Annotated in this window: 17 protein-coding genes; 13 read left to right on the top strand and 4 right to left on the bottom strand. The window is 61.5% G+C overall.

Going from position 1 to position 17,910, the window contains the following annotated elements:
* From ABR948_RS20160 to ABR948_RS20150, 3 genes are all read left to right on the top strand, one after another.
* Nucleotides 1-1,539: ATP-binding response regulator (locus tag ABR948_RS20160; protein ID WP_428121189.1), on the top strand; the 1,539-nt coding region annotated here is incomplete at its 5' end.
* Nucleotides 1,536-2,438 (top strand): response regulator, encoded by a 903-nt coding sequence (locus ABR948_RS20155; protein ID WP_428121186.1) that lies wholly within the window; start codon nucleotides 1,536-1,538, stop codon nucleotides 2,436-2,438. The genes ABR948_RS20160 and ABR948_RS20155, both read left to right, overlap by 4 nt.
* A 343-nt stretch (nucleotides 2,439-2,781) precedes the next feature.
* Nucleotides 2,782-3,741 (top strand): Gfo/Idh/MocA family oxidoreductase, encoded by a 960-nt coding sequence (locus ABR948_RS20150; protein ID WP_428121183.1) that lies wholly within the window; start codon nucleotides 2,782-2,784, stop codon nucleotides 3,739-3,741.
* 16 nt (nucleotides 3,742-3,757) lie between these two features.
* Here ABR948_RS20150 and ABR948_RS20145 read toward each other — a convergent pair whose 3' ends face one another.
* Nucleotides 3,758-4,663 (bottom strand): helix-turn-helix domain-containing protein, encoded by a 906-nt coding sequence (locus ABR948_RS20145; protein WP_428121179.1) that lies wholly within the window; start codon nucleotides 4,661-4,663, stop codon nucleotides 3,758-3,760.
* A gap of 51 nt (nucleotides 4,664-4,714) precedes the next feature.
* On the opposite strand from ABR948_RS20145, the gene pobA reads away from it, so the two are divergent.
* From pobA to ABR948_RS20125, 4 genes are all read left to right on the top strand, one after another.
* Nucleotides 4,715-5,887 (top strand): 4-hydroxybenzoate 3-monooxygenase, encoded by a 1,173-nt coding sequence (pobA, locus tag ABR948_RS20140; protein WP_428121177.1) that lies wholly within the window; start codon nucleotides 4,715-4,717, stop codon nucleotides 5,885-5,887.
* 146 nt (nucleotides 5,888-6,033) lie between these two features.
* Entirely contained in the window at nucleotides 6,034-6,381 is a 348-nt protein-coding gene (locus tag ABR948_RS20135) for a protocatechuate 4,5-dioxygenase subunit alpha (RefSeq protein ID WP_428121175.1), read from the top strand.
* Nucleotides 6,381-7,241 (top strand): class III extradiol dioxygenase family protein, encoded by an 861-nt coding sequence (locus tag ABR948_RS20130; RefSeq protein ID WP_428121172.1) that lies wholly within the window; start codon nucleotides 6,381-6,383, stop codon nucleotides 7,239-7,241. Before ABR948_RS20135 ends, ABR948_RS20130 begins: the two co-directional genes overlap by 1 nt.
* A 364-nt stretch (nucleotides 7,242-7,605) precedes the next feature.
* Nucleotides 7,606-8,541: a septal ring lytic transglycosylase RlpA family protein gene (locus ABR948_RS20125; protein ID WP_428121170.1), complete on the top strand. Its 936-nt coding sequence runs from the start codon at nucleotides 7,606-7,608 to the stop codon at nucleotides 8,539-8,541.
* A gap of 16 nt (nucleotides 8,542-8,557) precedes the next feature.
* Here the strand turns inward: ABR948_RS20125 and ABR948_RS20120 are convergent, their stop codons facing one another.
* Complete coding sequence (locus ABR948_RS20120) at nucleotides 8,558-9,508, bottom strand: alpha/beta fold hydrolase (protein WP_428121168.1); 951 nt, start codon at nucleotides 9,506-9,508, stop codon at nucleotides 8,558-8,560.
* A 187-nt stretch (nucleotides 9,509-9,695) separates the two neighbouring features.
* On the opposite strand from ABR948_RS20120, the gene ABR948_RS20115 reads away from it, so the two are divergent.
* The 6 genes from ABR948_RS20115 to ABR948_RS20090 are packed head-to-tail and all read left to right on the top strand — an operon-like array spanning nucleotide 9,696 to nucleotide 16,278.
* Entirely contained in the window at nucleotides 9,696-10,952 is a 1,257-nt protein-coding gene (locus tag ABR948_RS20115) for a D-alanyl-D-alanine carboxypeptidase family protein (RefSeq protein WP_428121166.1), read from the top strand.
* On the top strand, nucleotides 10,952-11,644 hold the full coding sequence (gene tmk / locus ABR948_RS20110; RefSeq protein ID WP_428121163.1) for a dTMP kinase: 693 nt from the start codon (nucleotides 10,952-10,954) through the stop codon (nucleotides 11,642-11,644). The genes ABR948_RS20115 and tmk overlap by 1 nt, the downstream gene beginning before the upstream one ends.
* Nucleotides 11,641-12,687 carry a DNA polymerase III subunit delta' gene (locus tag ABR948_RS20105; RefSeq protein ID WP_428121160.1) on the top strand — a complete coding sequence of 349 codons (1,047 nt, stop codon included), beginning with the start codon at nucleotides 11,641-11,643 and terminating at the stop codon, nucleotides 12,685-12,687. The genes tmk and ABR948_RS20105 overlap by 4 nt, the downstream gene beginning before the upstream one ends.
* A gap of 59 nt (nucleotides 12,688-12,746) precedes the next feature.
* Nucleotides 12,747-14,669 (top strand): methionine--tRNA ligase, encoded by a 1,923-nt coding sequence (metG, locus tag ABR948_RS20100; protein ID WP_428121192.1) that lies wholly within the window; start codon nucleotides 12,747-12,749, stop codon nucleotides 14,667-14,669.
* A 14-nt stretch (nucleotides 14,670-14,683) separates the two neighbouring features.
* Nucleotides 14,684-15,475, top strand: a complete 792-nt coding sequence (locus tag ABR948_RS20095; protein WP_428121158.1) for a TatD family hydrolase — start codon at nucleotides 14,684-14,686, stop codon at nucleotides 15,473-15,475.
* Nucleotides 15,472-16,278 carry an MBL fold metallo-hydrolase gene (locus ABR948_RS20090; protein ID WP_428121155.1) on the top strand — a complete coding sequence of 269 codons (807 nt, stop codon included), beginning with the start codon at nucleotides 15,472-15,474 and terminating at the stop codon, nucleotides 16,276-16,278. The genes ABR948_RS20095 and ABR948_RS20090 overlap by 4 nt, the downstream gene beginning before the upstream one ends.
* On the opposite strand, the gene ABR948_RS20085 is transcribed toward ABR948_RS20090, so the two are convergent.
* Nucleotides 16,275-17,264, bottom strand: coding sequence for an ABC transporter substrate-binding protein (locus tag ABR948_RS20085; protein WP_428121153.1), 990 nt, complete (start codon nucleotides 17,262-17,264; stop codon nucleotides 16,275-16,277). The genes ABR948_RS20090 and ABR948_RS20085 overlap by 4 nt on opposite strands.
* 10 nt (nucleotides 17,265-17,274) lie before the next feature.
* A partial coding sequence (locus ABR948_RS20080; protein WP_428121151.1) for an MFS transporter occupies nucleotides 17,275-17,910 on the bottom strand: 636 nt, incomplete at its 5' end.

Genomic DNA, 17,910 nt, shown 5'->3' with positions numbered 1-17,910 from the left:
GCCCGCGAGAGCCGCACCCTGGCACAGGAAGAATCCGAACGGCAAACCACCTTGCTGATCGAGGAAATCGACGCCCATACCCGCACCGATGCCGCATTGCAGGCGTCGAACGCGGAGCTGCAGAAGGCCAAGGACGTAGCCGAGGCGGCCAATCTCGCCAAGAGCCGTTACATGATCGGCATCAGCCACGAGCTGCGCTCGCCGCTCAACGCGGTGCTCGGCTATGGTCAGATCCTGACCAACGATCCATCGATTCCGGCGCATCGCAAGAATGCCATCAATGTGGTTCGTCGCAGCGCCGAGCACATGTCGGGGCTGGTCGATGGGCTTTTGGATATTTCCAAGATCGAGTCCGGACAGCTTTATCTGCACCGCGAGGAACTGCATCTTCGCGAGATACTGGAACAGCTCGCGGACATGTTCCGGCTTCAGGCCAACACCAAAGGCATCGAGTTTCACTTCGATATCCTGGGTCCGATTCCGCAGGCTGTGTATGGTGACGGGCGGCGGTTGCGGCAGATTGTCATCAACCTTTTGTCCAACGCGGTAAAATACACCCAGCGAGGTCGTGTTTCCTTTCAAATCCGCTATCGAAACATGTTCGCCGAAATCCAGGTATCCGATACCGGGCCGGGGATTCGCCCCGAGGATCAAGTCCGGATTTTTGAACCCTTCGAACGCGTCCAGCAGCCGAACGGCGCGGCTGTTCCGGGGATCGGGTTAGGTCTCACGATCACCAAGATGCTGGTACAGGTCATGGGAGGCAAGATCGGCCTCACCAGTGAGCTTGGCAAGGGCAGCGTTTTCAACGTGCGCTTGCTGCTTTCGGAGGTGACTTATCCGAGCGCGCCGCCGAAATCGCACGCCAATATCAGGGGCTATAAAGGCCGCCGGCGCTCGATCATGGTCGCCGACGACGACCGAACCCATTGCGCGATCATGGTCGAGATTCTTGGTCCGCTGGGCTTTGGGGTGACCGTCGTCGATTCGGGTATCGCCTGCCTGGACATCGCGCGGGAGCAAAGGCCGGACCTCGTCCTGCTCGACATCGCGATGCCGGGAATGAGCGGATGGCACGTGGCGGCCGAGCTTCGCGAACGGGTGTCACCCTCGACGCGCATCGTCATGCTTTCGGGCAGCGCCTTCGAGATTGACGCCAAGCGCGCCGCGACCAAGCATTACGACGCCGCGCATATCAAGCCCTTCTATATCGGGAGCCTGTTGCAGACCATCGCCGATCTGCTGGATATCGAATGGATCGTGGACACTGACTCCGAGACTCCCGACGGTGCCCGCGACGGCACTGACGTCGCGCTGATCGACCGCAGGCTGCCGCATCTGCGTGAACTGATCGACCTGCGTCGGCTCGGTGAAATTGGCTATGTCCGCGGCATTCGCGAGAAGCTGTCGGACATTGCGTCCCAGTCGCAGGACTACCGGTGGCTGGTCGATCGCCTCGAGCCGTTGTCGCGAGATCTGGATTTTCCGCAATATATCGCGGTCCTTTCAGAATTTATCGAACTAGGGCCGCACACATGAAGAGTCGCGAGACGCTGTTGATCGTCGACGATTCGGTGGAATCCCTGAATTTCCTCACCGACGCGCTTGAAGACGCGGGGTTCACCGTGCTGGTGGCCCTCAATGGTCTGGCCGCCATGACCCTGGTGGATCGCGTCGCGCCGGACTTGGTCCTGATGGATGCCGTGATGCCCGGCATCGACGGATTTGAGACCTGCCGGAGGCTCAAGGCCAATAATTTTTATGTCGATCTGCCGGTCATCTTCATGACCGGACTGAGTGAGTCCGAGGATATTATCCGCGGCTTTCAGGCCGGCGGCGTCGATTACGTGACCAAGCCCGTGATTCCTGACGAATTGTTGCCCCGGATACAGCGCCACCTTGCCACCGCCCAAAGCGTACGGAGCGCTCGCACAGCCCTGGATCTGACCGGGCGCTTCCTCATCGCTGTCGATAGCACCGGTCGCACGGTCTGGAGCACGCCCCAGGCGACCCGTCTGCTCAGGGAGGTGTTCAGTGATGACGCCGCCGGAGCTTTCACGGTGCCATCAGAACTTGCAGCTTGTTTGAGCCCGCCGCCCAATGGGCATGCCCCAAGCACAAAAATGAAAGTCGGCGATCGCTCGCTGGAAATCATCTATGTCGGAAAGGTGTCGGACGGAGAAATCCTGCTCCGATTGGCGATCGCGGAAGCTGAGGCGGATAAATCGGCGCTGCGGCGCGCCTTTGCGTTGACGGATCGCGAAACCGACGTGCTGCTCTGGATCGCAGCAGGCAAGTCCAATCGCGACATTGCCGAGATTCTTGGGCTGAGCCATCGAACCGTCAACAAATATCTCGATCAAATCTATCTCAAGATCAGTGTGGAAAATCGGGCGTCAGCTGCTGCCAAGGCGGTGCGCGTCTTGACCGGTCTTTAGCCTAAAGCGCCTGCCGTGGGGCGCCGTCTTCGTCTCCCGCTGCCGGGTGAATCGCTCATGAGGATTTTGGCCCCAAACTACCGAAAACAGCTTCCGCCCATCCCACCCTTCCGTTGCCCCAGGGATCAAGCACTTGGCATCCTCGGGGGCAAGAACGGGCTTTGAACAAGGGCCGGTCTGGCGATTTGCGGCAGGTCAAATCTGTTTTCCAGGATTCATCTTAAATGCTTGAGCCATGAAGGCTGGATTCTCTCAGGCCTATCGTGAATCTCAAGCAGCTTGCCTGGTGCAGCGGCAGATCCGGCAGGGATATGGATCCGCTGATTTTTGGAGAACAGATGGCGTGACCAAGACAATCAAAGTGGCCCTTGCCGGGGCCGGCGCGTTCGGCATCAAGCATCTCGACGGCATCAAGAACATCGAAGGCGTCGAAGTCGTGTCGCTGGTCGGCCGCCGGCTCGACGCCACCAGGGATGTCGCCGCCAAATACGGCGTTGCCCACGTCTCGACAGAACTCGCCGACAGCCTCGCGCTCAAGGAGGTCGATGCGGTAATCCTCTGCACGCCGACCCAGATGCACGCGGCGCAGTCCATCGCCTGCCTGAAAGCCGGCAAGCATGTACAGGTCGAGATTCCGCTTGCCGATTCCTGGCGCGACGCGCAGGCCGTCAATGCCGTGCAGAGGGAGACTGGGCGCATCGCAATGTGCGGCCACACGCGTCGGTTCAATCCCAGCCATCAATGGGTGCATCGAAAGATCGTGGCCGGGGACCTCAGCATCCAGCAGATGGATGTGCAGACATTCTTCTTCCGCCGATCGAACATCAATGCGCTGGGGCAACCGCGCAGCTGGACCGACCACCTGCTATGGCACCATGCTGCTCATACGGTGGATCTGTTTGCCTACCAGGCGCGTTCGCCGATCGTGAAGGCCAACGCCATCCAGGGGCCGATCCATCCGGCGCTCGGAATCGCGATGGACATGTCGATCCAGCTCAAGGCTGCCAATGGCGCGATTTGCACGCTCAGCCTGTCGTTTAACAATGACGGCCCGCTCGGCACGGTTTTTCGCTACATCGGCGACACCGGCACCTACATCGCGCGGTATGACGACCTCTTTAATGGCAAGGATGAAAAGATCGATGTGTCAAAGGTCGACGTGTCGATGAACGGGATCGAACTGCAGGATCGCGAGTTCTTCGCCGCGATCCGCGAGGGCCGCGAGCCGAACGGGAGCCTTGCTCAGGTGCTGCCGTGCTATCAAGTGCTGCACGGGCTTGAACAACAACTCGCGGTCGGCTGACGTCGGCGCGCCGTGCCTAGGCGGTGCTGTGCACCTTGTCGCGGAAACCGCGCGGCGACACCCCCGTCGCCCCGCAAAACACCCGGCTGAAATAGGCCGGATCGTTGAAGCCGAGCGCGTAGGCGATCGTCGAGATTGGCAGGTTGGTATACACGAGATTGCGCCGCGCCTCGCGGATGATCCGATCGAGGATCAGGTGCGACGCCGCGTGCCCGGTCGCCGAACGGGTCAAGCGGCTTAGATGCGTCGATGTGATCGACAGCGCGGCCGCATAGTCGGATACGGTCCAGTGCTGCAGAAAATGTCGTTCAAGCAGCGCCTCGAACCGCTGGACCTGGTCGGATTTCACCGTGCCGCCCGGCATCCGCCGCCTGCCGGCCAGCTCGCGGGCCACAAGGCCGATCAGGGCTCCGGACAAAGCCCGCAGGATATGCGCCCTGGCAAAATGCCTTCCGGCAAATTCGGCGAATATCTGTTTCATGGTGACGCGGACCTGCGGTGTCGCCCGCACGACGGCCGCATGCGCCAGAACCCCCCGCAAGCCTTCGGACGGCGTCAGCACTTCTTCCAGCATTTCCGCGGCGATCGTGACGACCCAGCCCTGGGTTCCCGGTTTGAAAATGAAGCCGTGGACATCGCCGATCGGCACATTGACCACCCGCATCGGCCGCAGCGCGTGGGTCCGTCCCTCAAGCGTTGCCTGTCCGCCACCGCGCTCGATCAGTAGAAACTGATGCAGCCGCGCATGCCGGTGCGGCGCGAATTCCCATTCGTGCAGCACCGAGCGTGCTGCGATGGTTTCGCAATGCACGACGTCGGGCAAATCGTTCGCCTCGCCGAACAGGTTGTAGGTCCGAATAGTTCGGTTCGCCGGGGCCTCGATCATGTTCGAATCCTCCAAGACAAAGCCAAGTCTGTCCATTCTGGGCAACCAAAAAGCCGGTAGATTCGTCCAAAATCAAGGGAGGATCGCATGAAAGTCCAGGTTTGTATCATCGGCGGCGGGCCGTCAGGCCTGCTGCTTTCCCAGCTCTTGCATTTGCAGGGCATCGAGAACGTGGTGCTCGAAAAGTACAGCCGCGAATACGTTTTGGCACGAATTCGCGCGGGCGTGCTGGAGCACGGTTTTGCCCGGTTGATGCGCGAGGCCCAGTGCGGCGAGCGCATGGACCGCGAGGGCGAAATACACAAGGGTTTCCACGTCGCCCATGATGGCAGGATGGATCGCGTCGACCTGTTCAAACATTCGGGCGGCAGTTCGGTGGTGGTCTACGGTCAGACCGAGCTGACACGCGACCTCTACGAGGCGCGCGACCGGATGAGGGGCAACGTTATCCACAACGCCGAAGACGTAACTCCTCATGACCTGAATTCCGATGCGCCATACGTCACCTATCGCGACGGCGACCAGGTCATTCGCTTCGATTGCGACTATGTGATCGGCGCCGATGGTTTCCACGGGGTCAGCCGCAAATCGATCCCAAAGGAGCTTCTGCGCGAATATGAACGGATCTATCCATTCGGCTGGCTGGGTGTATTGTCGCGCACCCAGCCGGTGTCGCCCGAACTGATCTATGCCAAGCACGAGCGCGGGTTCGCGCTTTGCTCGCTGCGCTCGCAGGTGCTGAGCCGCTACTATATCCAGGTGCCGCTGACGGATACGACCGAGGATTGGTCCGACGACGCATTCTGGTCCGAGCTCAGGCGCCGCCTGCCGCTCGAGGTTGCCGCCGGGCTGATCACTGGCCCGTCGATCGAGAAAAGCATTGCACCGTTGCGCAGCTTCGTGGCCGAGCCGATGCGCTATGGCCGGCTGTTTCTCGCCGGCGATGCCGCACATATCGTGCCGCCGACCGGCGCGCGCGGGCTCAACAGCGCGGCCTCCGATATCTATTACCTCTATCACGCCATGGTCGATCACTACAAAAAAGGCGACGATGCAGGCCTTGACGGCTATTCGAACAAGGCGCTGGCGCGGGTCTGGAAGGCGCAGCGTTTTTCATGGTGGATGACCATGCTGCTGCACCGCTTCCCGAACAACATCCCCTATGATGACAAACTGCAGGAAACCGATATGGCATACCTGTTTTCGTCCGAGGCCGCACTTCGATCGCTGGCGGAAAACTATGTCGGACTGCCGTTCTAGCGAACCGGTCCGGCGTGCCTCGAATTTGATCCAGAACAATTCGCGCCGGCCAGCGATCACGTAAGAAATAAAAAGTTGCGCCAGATCAAGGTCCGCACGCGGAAACTTCGACCTGATAGGGCCGAGGGAGACAAGGGAGGCGCGCCATGGCGCAAAAACGTGAAATCGCAGGCACCACTGTGTTCGACGGAGAGCAGGCGGCCAAGGGTTACCAGCTCAATAAGATGTGCTACTCTTTCAATCGCGCTGAAAACCGCAAGGAATTCCTTGCCGATCAGGGCGCTTACCTCGACAAGTACAAGCTGACGGCCGAACAGCGGGCCGCGCTCGCCACCGGCAGCGTGCTGAAGATGATCGAGGCCGGCGGCAACGCCTATTACTTGGCCAAGCTCGCCGGCATTCTCGGCCTCGGTGTTCAGGACATCGGCGCACAGCAGACCGGCATGTCGGTCGAGGCTTTCAAACAGAAACTTCTGGACGCCGGGAGGCAATAATGGCTCGAATCATCGGAGGTTTCTTTACGTCGCACGTGCCGGCGATCGGCAACGCCATTGCGAAAAAGCAGCAGAACGAGCCGTACTGGAAGCCGTTCTTTGACGCCTTCCCGCCGGTGCGCGAGTGGATCGGCAGGGAAAAGCCCGACGTGGTCGTGTTCTTCTACAATGACCACGGCCTCAACTTCTTCCTCGACAAGATGCCGATCTTCGCCGTGGGCGCAGCGTCCGAATACGTCAGCGAGGACGAGGGCTGGGGCATTCCGACGACGTCGTCGTTCAAGGGCGATCTGAAACTGTCGTGGCACATCGTCAACAGCATCGTCGCGGACGGCTTTGATCCGGTCATGTGTCAGGAAATGACGGTCGATCACGCGATCACCAATCCGATGCTGCTGATGTATCCGGACAGCAATTGGCCGGTGCGCATCGTGCCGATCGTCATCAATTCGATCCAGCATCCGCTGCCGGGTCCGAAGCGCTGCTACGATCTCGGCAGAGCGGTCGGCCGGGCGATCGAATCCTATGGTGAGAACACGAGAGTACTCGTTCTCGGCAGCGGCGGCCTGTCGCACCAGCTCGACGGCGAGAGGGCGGGCTTCATCAACAAGGCTTTCGATCAAGAATGTATGGATGCGATCGCGGGCGACGTCTCCGCGCTTAATAAATATTCGGCGCTCGACGTCGTCGAGAAGGCCGGCGCGCAGGGCGTGGAGGTGATGTGCTGGATCGCGGCGCGTGCGGCGATGCTGGGACGGGTGAAGGAGCTGCGCCGTTCCTATCACATTCCGATCTCGAACACGGCATCGGCGGTCATGCTGTTGTCGAACGAACCAGTTGAAGCGGCTAAGGCCGCCTGATGCTTTCCGCCCCGGGCAGCCGCATTGGCCGCCTGTAAATGTGCTGCACAAGATTCCGGCTGTCGATGTATCTCGGCGAGGCGACGAACCAACTGGTCCATTCTCAAGCCGGCAGGGGAACCGGCCTGACATGGGGGTAGGGCGCTTTCCCCCAGACTGGACCTATTTCACCGCCCCCTTGGAAACGGGACGCAAACGGCCGCAAAATCAACGATTGATTCACCACCCCCGCGCTCTCCCCATTTCCGCCGTGTTCGGGCTGCGGTATGTTCATACGTTGATGCGGAAATGGGCCGCATCGGGGACGCACGGCTGCTGGGCGCCTGAAGTAGGCACACGGCCGCTGGAATGGTAATTGGGGCGTATGGGGATTCGACGGTCAGATCCGGTTTTCCGGGCGGCGCGAGGCGCTGCAGCCGTGGCGACGTGCCTTGTTCTCGCCAATTGTGCCTCGTCGGGCCTGTCCAGCCGGGTCGATCCCAAATATGGCGTTTCCAGCAGCCCCCGGGTGGTTGCGTTCGGGGAACCCGTGCCCAAGGGCGGTGGCACCTACCGCGTCGGCAAGCCCTACACCGTCGCGGGACGGGTCTATGTCCCCGAAGAAGACGTCAATTATCGCGAGGAAGGCCTGGCTTCCTGGTACGGCGATGACTTCCACGGTCGCCTGACCGCCAATGGCGAAGTGTTCGACATGGCTTCGCTGTCCGCGGCCCATCCAACGCTTCCAATGCCGTGTTATGCGCGCGTTACCAATCTCAGCAATGGCAAATCCCTGATTGTCCGCGTCAACGACCGGGGACCCTATCACGGCAACCGGGTGATGGACGTCTCCAGCCGGGCCGCCGAACTGCTCGAATTCAAGGGCAATGGCGTGGCGCGGGTGCGGGTCGAATATGTCGGTCGGGCACCGCTCGAAGGCTCCGACGATCGTCAGTTGATGGCGACATTGCGCACCGGCGTGCCGGCACCATCGCCATCGCTGGTCCGCGTCGCATCCGCCCGTCCGTTCGTTCCGGAATTGTCAGCATCGGCCCGTCCGATCCGGGGCGAGGTTCCGATGCCGGAGGGCAGGCCCTATAGTCTCGGCAATACGTCGGCGGATCAGGCGTCGATATCGGCGACATCGGAGCTGTCGGCTTCCGCGCGATCACGTTCAAGCAGCCGCGTTCTGGAAAATCCGCGCGCTGTGTCGTATGACAATGATGATCGCTATACGCCTGACGTCGGGGCGGTCTCCGCCTATGCCCCGATCGATCCGCGCGGCCCCAGCGAATTGCTGGCGGGACGCGGGCTTTATTGAGCGGTCTGTCGCCGGCTTATCGGCTATTCTCCCTTAGAAATACGATCAGCGCCGCGTTGACCTCGGCAGCGCGTTCCTGCTGAACCCAGTGGCCGGCGCCATCGATGATGAGCTTTTGCTTGAGGTTCGGCAGAATCCGCTCCATGTCGTCGACACGCTTGCCGCCGATCAGGCCGGTGATAACAGCGTCGTTCGATCCGGCAATGAACAGGGATGGCTGAACGATCAACGCGCCTTGCCACGGCGCGGTCAGTTCCCAGTTGCGGTCGATGTTGCGGTACCAATTGAGCCCGCCACGGAAACCGGTCTTCCGGTAAATATCGCTGAAATAGCACACCTCGGCTTCGCTGAGCCAATCCGGCAGCGGCCGGACGGCGCTGACATCGCCAAGAAAGCCCTTGCCGTCCTCGACGAATAAAGATGTCAAGGGGTCGGAAAATCCGCGCCCCAGCAGGGTTCGCATGGTCAAGTCGACGTCACGCTCCAATTCGCGTTCTGCGATCCCTGGCGTCTGAAAATACTGCCAATAGAAATTGCGGATGCCGATGTCGCGCAAACTATCGAGCGGCCGGCGTCGCCCCCGAAAAGGCGGGGGCACGCTCAAGCCCGCAACCGCAGTGAAGACATCGGGCCGGAACATCGCCGCATGCCAGGCCACCGGCGCGCCCCAATCATGGCCGATAATGACGGCCTGCTGTTCCCCGAGCGCCGCGACCAGCCCGACCATATCGCCGACGTGGTCGAAGATGCTGTACGCCTCGATCTCCATGGGAGCGCTGGTTCGGCCAAAGCCCCGCATATCGGGTGCGACAACACGGAAGCCAGCCGCCGCTATGGCCGGGATTTGATGCCGCCAGGAATAGGACAGTTCCGGCCAGCCATGGCAGAGCAGCACCAGTGGACCGTCGCCTTGTTCGAGCAGAAATATCTCGATCCCGTTGACGGAAATGGTGCGTGAGGATTGCATCGCTTTTCCGCCTTGTTTCCGCGATTTTGTCGGGAGATTCGCGCTACGGTCATGGCTTGGGATCCGTCAAAGTATAGACGGTTTGTCGGAAACATCACCGCCATCCGATCAGCCCCGCGACGCCACCTAAAACCTGTGTTGTTCCCGGTACTTCCAACTGTTAGAACGCCGGCCTCAGGGTATCCTAATGACTGTGAAGACATCGCTCTCGCGCAAGTCCAGGTCCGCGACCGCTAGCTTCTGGCGCGGCTTGATTGCGGCCGCTGTTGTCATGGCGGTGGGGTGGGGCGGCTTGGTGTACGCCGCCAACAACAGCATTCAGGGTGCCAAGAAAGACGAGGGCGGCTTCGACGGCGATGCGCCGACCGCGATCCTGATCGAAGCCTCCAGCGGCAGCGTGCTGTTCGAGAAGAACGCCGATGAGTTGAGGGCGCCGTCCAGCATGATGAAGCTGATGACCGCGGAGGTCGTCTTCCATGCCGTCCAGCAAGGCGAGGTCAAACTGACCGATGAATATCGTGTCAGCGAATATGCCTGGCGCAAGGGCGGGGCCCCCGCCGGCGGCTCGACGATGTTTGCGCCCATTCACAGCAAGATTTCCGTGGACGATCTGCTGCACGGCGCGCTGATCCAGAGCGGCAACGATGCCTGCATCGTGCTGGCCGAGGGCATCGCCGGCAACGAAGGCAGTTTTGCGCAGATGATGACCAAGCGCGCGCGCGAGCTCGGATTGGAGCGATCGACCTTCGCCAATTCCAACGGTCTGCCCGATCCCGGCAACAAGATGACGGTGCGCGAACTCGCAAAACTCGCGCGCTACGTGATCCAGACCTATCCTGATTTTTACAAACTATTCGGCGAGCGCGAATTCACCTGGAACAAGATCCGGCAACCCAACCGCAATCCACTGCTGACTTCGCTCGATGGTGCCGACGGCCTCAAGACCGGATATACCAAGGAGGGCGGCTACGGCATGGTCGGCTCCGCGGTGCAGAATGGCATCCGCCTGATCGTCGTCATCAACGGCCTCGACGATCCCGACGATCGCGCCTCCGAGGCGAAGAAGATGCTCGAATGGGGATTTCGCAATTTTGAAGCGCGGACGTTGTTCGCCGCGGACCAGCCGGTCGGCTACGCCAAGGTGTTCGGCGGCGAGAGCCGTTCGGTAAAGCTCGCCAGCCGTGAGCCGATCAAGGTGATGGTGCAGAAAAACGGCACCGATAAATTGATCGCGCGCGTGATTTATAGCGGGCCGGTGCGGGCGCCGATCGAGTCCGGCCTTCAGGTCGGCGTCGTCAAGGTCTGGCGCGGCGCCAACATCGCCGTGGAAGCGCCGGTCTATGCGGCGGAACCGGTCGGCAAGGGATCGACGATGCGCCGCGCGATCGATGGCGTGAGCGAACTCGCGATCGGGATGTTTCGCGCCGGCGCCGAGAAGCTCTGATGGCCGAGGCAGCGGTCAAACGAACTCCCGGGCGCGGACGATTCATCACCTTTGAAGGCGGAGAGGGGTCCGGCAAATCCACCCAAATCAAGACGCTGAGCGAGCGCCTGGATGCCGCCAAACTGCGCGCCATTGTCACGCGCGAGCCCGGCGGATCGCCGGGAGCTGAGATCATCAGGCATCTGGTGCTGTCCGGAATGGGCAAGCTGTTGGGCCCGGACGCGGAAACACTGTTGTTTGCGGCGGCGCGCGACGACCATGTGCGATCCGTGATCCAGCCGGCGCTGAACCAGGGAATATGGGTGCTGTGCGATCGGTTCTCGGATTCGACGCGCGTCTATCAGGGCAGGCTGGGGCAGGTGGCTCCCGCGATTCTCAATGCAATGGAGCGGGTGACGATCGGCGATCTCAAGCCGGATTTGACGATTATCCTGGATATCCCGGTAGAGATCGGCATGCAGCGTGCGGCCGCCCGCCGCGGGTCCGGCGCGCCCGACCGATTCGAGGCGGAAGACGTCAAGTTTCATCTGGAATTGCGCGACGCTTACCGCCAGATCGCCGCCGCCGAACCGCAGCGATGCGTGCTGATTGACGCCAACGCCGACGCGGGCACGGTGGCCGCCAGCGTGTGGGCCGCCTTGCGCGACCGTTTTTTCACGGCCGATGTCGGCAATTTGGCCAGTTCCGCATGAGCGCGCGTCAGGTCGAACCGCGGGTTACGGTTGCCCATCCACGCGAGACAACCGCGTTGTTCGGGCACCGCGAAGCCGAGATGGCCTTGCTGAAGGCCTATCGCAGCGGGCGTATCCCGCATGCCTGGCTGATCGGGGGCGCGCTGGGTATCGGCAAGGCGACGCTGGCCTACCGGATGGCGCGGTTCGTGCTCGCGCATCGCAATCCCCTTGCACCGGATGTGCAGGGTGCCGAGACGTTGAACGTTGATCCGTCCGATCCGGTCGCGCGCCATGTCGCGGCGGGCGCCCATGGCGGCCTGCTCACGCTCGAGCGGACCCTCAACGACAAGGGCGTGATGCGCACCGTGATCACGGTCGATGAGACCCGGGAGACGATTTCCTTTTTCGGCTCTACCGCCGCGGTCGAAGGCTGGCGGGTCTGCATCGTCGATACCGTCGATGAACTCAATCCCAACGCCGCCAACGCGCTGCTCAAGATTCTCGAGGAGCCGCCGCGCCAATCGCTCTTCCTGCTGGTCAGCCACGCGCCCGCACGGGTGCTGCCGACCATCCTGTCGCGCTGCCGCAAATTGGCGTTGCGGCCGCTCGCCACCGCCGACGTCATCCGGGCCGCGGCGCAGGCCGCCAACATCGCCATCGACGACCCCGCGCTGTCAGAGGCGGCAGAAGCCTCCGAGGGCAGCGTCGCACGCGCACTCACGCTGCTCGGCGGCGACGCCGTCAAACTTCAGCAGCGGACCGCGGCACTGCTGGCGACGCTGCCGCAGGTCGATCCGCGCGAATTACATGCCCTGGGCGACGCGCTTGGCGGCAGTGACCGGGTGGCGCTGGCGGCCTTTATCGACGGCGTCGATCGCTGGGTCAGCGAACGCCTGCACAGCGACGAGGCCAATGCCAATGCGAACCTTCCCCGCCTTGCACGGCTGGCGGAGGTGTGGGAAAAGATCAACCGCGCCGCGCGCGACACCGAAGCCTACAATCTTGAACGAAAACCGCTGGTTTTCTCGGTGTTCGGGCTGCTTGCGAAAGCAACGCGGTAAAGCGCTCCGCCGACCATCAATCCTGATAATCTTGCAATCCCGACAATCTTGTATGCGCCATAAAGGAATTAGCGGTGGCTTCTAAGAAAAAAATTTCGAAGAAGAAAAAAACCAAGAAGGTATCGCCGCGCGCTGCCAAGGCCTCAGTGTCGAAAAAGCGCGCCAAAAAAAGCAACACCGCCGCAAAGAAAGCCAAGAAAACCGCAAAGAAGACCGCGAAGAAGCCTGCAAAGAAACCGGCCACAAAGAAGGCCTCAAAAAAATCGATCAGGAAGCCCTCGAGGAAAGCAAAATCAGGGACCCCTGTTTCGGCGCCGAAGCAACCGCGCGCGGCCAAAACTACAGTCACGAAGCCGAGCCGAGACCCCGCTAAAGCGAGTCCAGAGACCGCTAAAGTAAAAGTTACTCCTGTTATAAAGGCTGCGCCGGCAGCGTCGCGCGGAGATACTTACTACATCACGACGGCTATCGCGTATCCCAACGGCGTGCCGCATATCGGGCACGCCTATGAGGCGATCGCAACCGACGCTCTAGCCCGCTTTCAACGGCTGGACGGCAAGGATGTGTTTTTTCTCACGGGTACCGACGAGCACGGGCTGAAGATGATGCAGACCGCGGAATCCGAGAAATTGCCGACGATGGAGGTCGCGACGCGCAATGCTCTCCGGTTCAAGGAAATGGACCGGCGCCTCAACGTCTCGTTCGATCGCTTCATCCGTACCACCGAAGAACAACATCATCGCTCCAGCCAGGAAATCTGGAAGCGGATGGCCGATAACGGCGACATCTATCTCGACAGCTACGCCGGCTGGTACTCGGTGCGCGACGAAGCCTATTACGCCGAAGACGAAACCATTGTCGGCGACGACGAGGTGCGGCGCGGACCACAGGGCACCCCTGTAGAGTGGGTCGAGGAGAAGAGCTACTTCTTCAAACTGTCCGCCTATCAGGACAGGCTTCTGGCGCTTTACCAGAACCAGCCGGACTTCATCGGCCCGGACTCGCGCAAGAACGAAGTCGTCAGCTTCGTCAAAAGCGGTTTGCGGGATCTGTCGATTTCGCGAACCACCTTCGATTGGGGGGTCAAGGTGCCCGGCGCCCCCGAACACGTCATGTATGTGTGGGTCGATGCCCTGACCAATTACATCACCGGCGTCGGCTTTCCCGATGAGAGCGACTCGAACTGGCGCTACTGGCCGGCCGACGTCCACATTATCGGCAAGGACATCATTCGTTTTCACGCGGTGTACTGGCCGGCGTTCCTGATGTCGGCCGGCATTCCGCTGCAGAAGCGCGTCTTTGCCCATGGCTTTCTGTTCAACAGGGGCGAGAAGATGTCGAAATCGGTCGGCAACGTCGTCGACCCGTTCAACCTCGCCGACCAATACGGCGTCGATCAGATGCGCTATTTCTTCCTGCGCGAGGTGCCGTTTGGACAGGATGGCAGCTACAATCACGAAGCCATCGTCGCCCGCATCAATGCCGACCTCGCCAACGACCTCGGCAATCTGGCGCAACGCTCATTGTCGATGATCGCCAAGCAACTCGGGGGCGTGCTGCCCGAGCCGGGTGCTTTCACGGATCACGACAACGCGATCCTGGCCCAGGCCGATGCCATGATCGGGCTGGCGCGAACGGCGATGGCGACCCAGCAAATTCATCTGGCCCTCAATGCGGTCTGGGCCGTGGTGGCGGAAGCCAACCGCTATTTCGCGGGTGAGGCGCCGTGGGCGCTGGCGAAAACCGATCCACAACGACAGAAGACGGTGCTGTATGTGACCGCCGAAGTGGTTCGCCAGATCGCTATCCTGGCCCAGCCGGCGATGCCGGAATCGTGCGCAAAGATGCTCGACGTGCTCGGCGTTCCCGCCGACCAGCGGGATTTCAAATTCCTGGGCGGCGGTACCCGCATCAAGCCCGGCACCGCGCTGCCGGCGCCGACCGGAATCTTTCCGCGCTATATTGAGCCGACCGCGGCCTGAACGGTTTGACCACGATGCTTGTCGACAGCCACTGCCATCTCGATTTCCCCGATTTCGCCGATGATCTCGATGGCATCGTCGCGAGGGCCGCGTCCGCGGGAATCGGGCGTATTGTCACGATCTCGACGCGGGTGAGGCGCCTTGCCGCGCTGCTCGCGATCGCCGAGCGATTCCCCAACGTCTATTGCTCGGTCGGCACCCATCCGCATCAGGCCGACGAAGAAGACGGGATTCCCACCGATGAGCTGATCGGACTGACCGCTCATCCCAAGGTCGTGGCCCTCGGCGAAGCCGGGCTGGATTATTTCTACCAGCACGGCTCCCGCGAAGCGCAGGAACGCGGCTTTCGCGTACATATCACGGCAGCGCGTGCGACCGGCCTGCCGCTGGTGATTCATACCCGCGAGGCCGATGACGACTGCGCCCGCGTCCTTGAAGATGAGATGGCCAAGGGATCGTTTCGGGCCGTGCTGCATTGCTATACCGGCGGGCGTGACCTCGCGATGAAGGCGATCGCCCTGGGTCTGTCGATTTCATTCACGGGAATTTTGACCTTCAAGAACTCGCAAGCTTTGCGCGATCTCGCAGCCGAGCTGCCGGCCGATCGCATCATGGTCGAGACCGACTCGCCGTATCTGGCGCCCGGCAAATTCCGCGGCAAGCGCAACGAGCCTTCCTATGTGGTCGAGATCGCCAGGGTGCTGGCGGAGACCCGCGGGGTTTCGCTGGAGGAAATTTCCCGTCAAACCACCGGGAATTTCTTCCGCCTGTTCAGCAAGGTGCCGCCTGTGGAAACGACGGCATGACGCTGAGCCTGACGATACTCGGCTGCGGATCATCGGCTGGCGTTCCGCGTCCGGCGCTCGGCTGGGGCGCGTGCGATCCCACCAATCCGAAAAACCGCCGTCGCCGCTGTTCGCTGCTGGCCGAACAAACCTCCGATCATGGGACTACCCGGATCGTGATCGACACCTCGCCCGATCTGCGCGAACAATTGATCGACGCCAATGTCGATCATATCGATGCGGTGTTCCTGACCCACGAACACGCCGATCAAACGCATGGGATCGACGATCTGCGCTCGGTGGTGCTGCATCAGCGCAAGCGCATTCCGGTCTACCTGAACCGCGCGACCGCCGATCACATCCTGTTGCGGTTTTCCTATTGCTTTGTGTCGCCACCGGGCAGTGACTATCCGCCGATCCTGGATCATCACGCCATCGAAGCCGGCGAAAGCCGTACCATCGAAGGGAAGGGCGGTCCGGTGACGCTGTCCGCGTTCATTCTGCAGCACGGCAATATTCCCGCACTCGGCTACCGCATCGCCGATGCCGCCTATACGCCCGATGTCAGCGACATCCCGGCCGCGAGCTGGCCATTCCTGGAAAACCTCGATCTCTGGATCATCGACGGGCTGCGTTATACGCAACACCCCAGCCACTTCAGCGTCAACGACGCGCTGGCATGGATCGACCGCTTCAAGCCGCGTCGCGCCGTGATCACCAACATGCATTCCGATCTGGATTATGAGGTGCTGCGCCAGCGCCTGCCGCCCAATGTCATCCCGGCCTATGACGGCATGCGGCTGACGCTGGAGCAGGCGCCTTAGACCTTGTGCAATTCCAGCGAAGCCGGATGGAACAGATCTTCCGGCGTGAGCAACCGGGCCGATAATCCCTCGGCGTGATGACGCTGCAGGAATCGGGTCAGGACGTTGCGGTTCGGTTCTAGTCCGTAGGACCAGAAATCCTCGCCCATCAACAAGCGCGCTGCCCGCAATTGCTCCTCCACAAAGGGCAACGTCACCTTGGTGGCGGAGGTGTCGCCCAGCTTCGCGAGTGCGATCGCCTTGGAGCGTTCAAACGCCTTGAAGACCGCGACCGGCAGCCACGGATGCTTTTCGGCCAGCGAGCGGCGGATTCCGAGCGTGTGCATGATGGGAAAAAGTTTGGTCCGCCGATACCACTCGGCTGCGGTCTGCTGCGGGTCGGCAAACAGATAGCCCACGTTGGGATGGCCGTGGTCGAAACACGAGGGAGCCCGTGGGCCGATCACCGCATCGATCTGTCCACTCGCCAGCAGCGCGGAAATAGTGTCGTTGGGGCCAGCATTTTCCACCACCACGTCGGAAGGCAGGCTGAGACTGATCTTCTCGACCCGTCCCGGGTGCTCATACCCGCCGCGAACCCAGGTGATGTCGGACGGCCGGATTCCGTAGTCTTCTTCCAGGAACATGCGAACCCAGATATTCGCGGTGAGCTGATATTCCGGCACCCCGATGCGGCGCCCCCTGAGATCGGCCGGCGACTTGATCCGGTCGGTGCGAACGTAGATCGAGGTATGCCGGAAGGCACGGGACGGGAACACCGGCACCGCGATATAGGGGCTGGTTCCCGCCGATGTTTTGACGCTGTAGCTCGATAGCGACAATTCGCAGATGTCGAAATCCGCGTGCCTGAACGCGCGGAAGAAAATCTCCTCCGGCTCCAGCAGCATGATTTGCGCATCGACGCCGTCGATCGGCACCAGGCCGTCCACCAAGGGACGCATCCGATCATAGTCGCCGATCGCGACCGAAAGCTGCAATTTGCTCATGGCTGTTCCATCAGGCGTGCAAGGAAGGGCTTGTGGCGGATGCGAGTGAGCCGGAGGTGCCGGCCCGCGGCAGCAGCCCCATCAGCGCACTGGCCGCGGCGCCGATCAACACCGAGCCGCCGGCAACGGCGAAGATCGTCGGCACGTCCCATTGGGCACCGACCATCTGGCCGACGACCAGCGGTCCCGCCACCGATCCGAGCCGGCCGATCCCCGTGGCCCAGCCGACACCCGTTGAGCGGATCTCGACCGGATAGTAGATGGCGGACTGTGCGATCAGCCCCGAACTCGCACAACCCAGCAGCACCCCGAACAGGCCCTGCGCCACCATGACCGCGTCGAGCGAAGGCGCGGACCATCCGACCATCACATAGGCGAGGGCGCCAAGCGCCAGGGTCGGCGGCAGCACGCGCAAAATGCCAAAACGGCTGAGCAACAGGCCCGCGGCCCCCGAACCGAACAATGAGCCGAAATTATAGAGCGCCAATGCCAATGCGGTCTGTTCGGTGGCGATGCCGACGCGGCGCAGCAAGATCGGGCTCCAGGACGAATTCGTCACCAGAATCATGAACGCGAAGAAGAAGCTGACCCACAGCAAGACCGTGCCCAGGGCACGTCCGGACCTGAACAGTTCAAACACCGTGGC

Source organism: Bradyrhizobium sp. (assembly GCF_050014615.1).
GTDB lineage: Bacteria > Pseudomonadota > Alphaproteobacteria > Rhizobiales > Xanthobacteraceae > Bradyrhizobium.
This window is presented reverse-complemented; position numbering and strand designations above follow the sequence as displayed.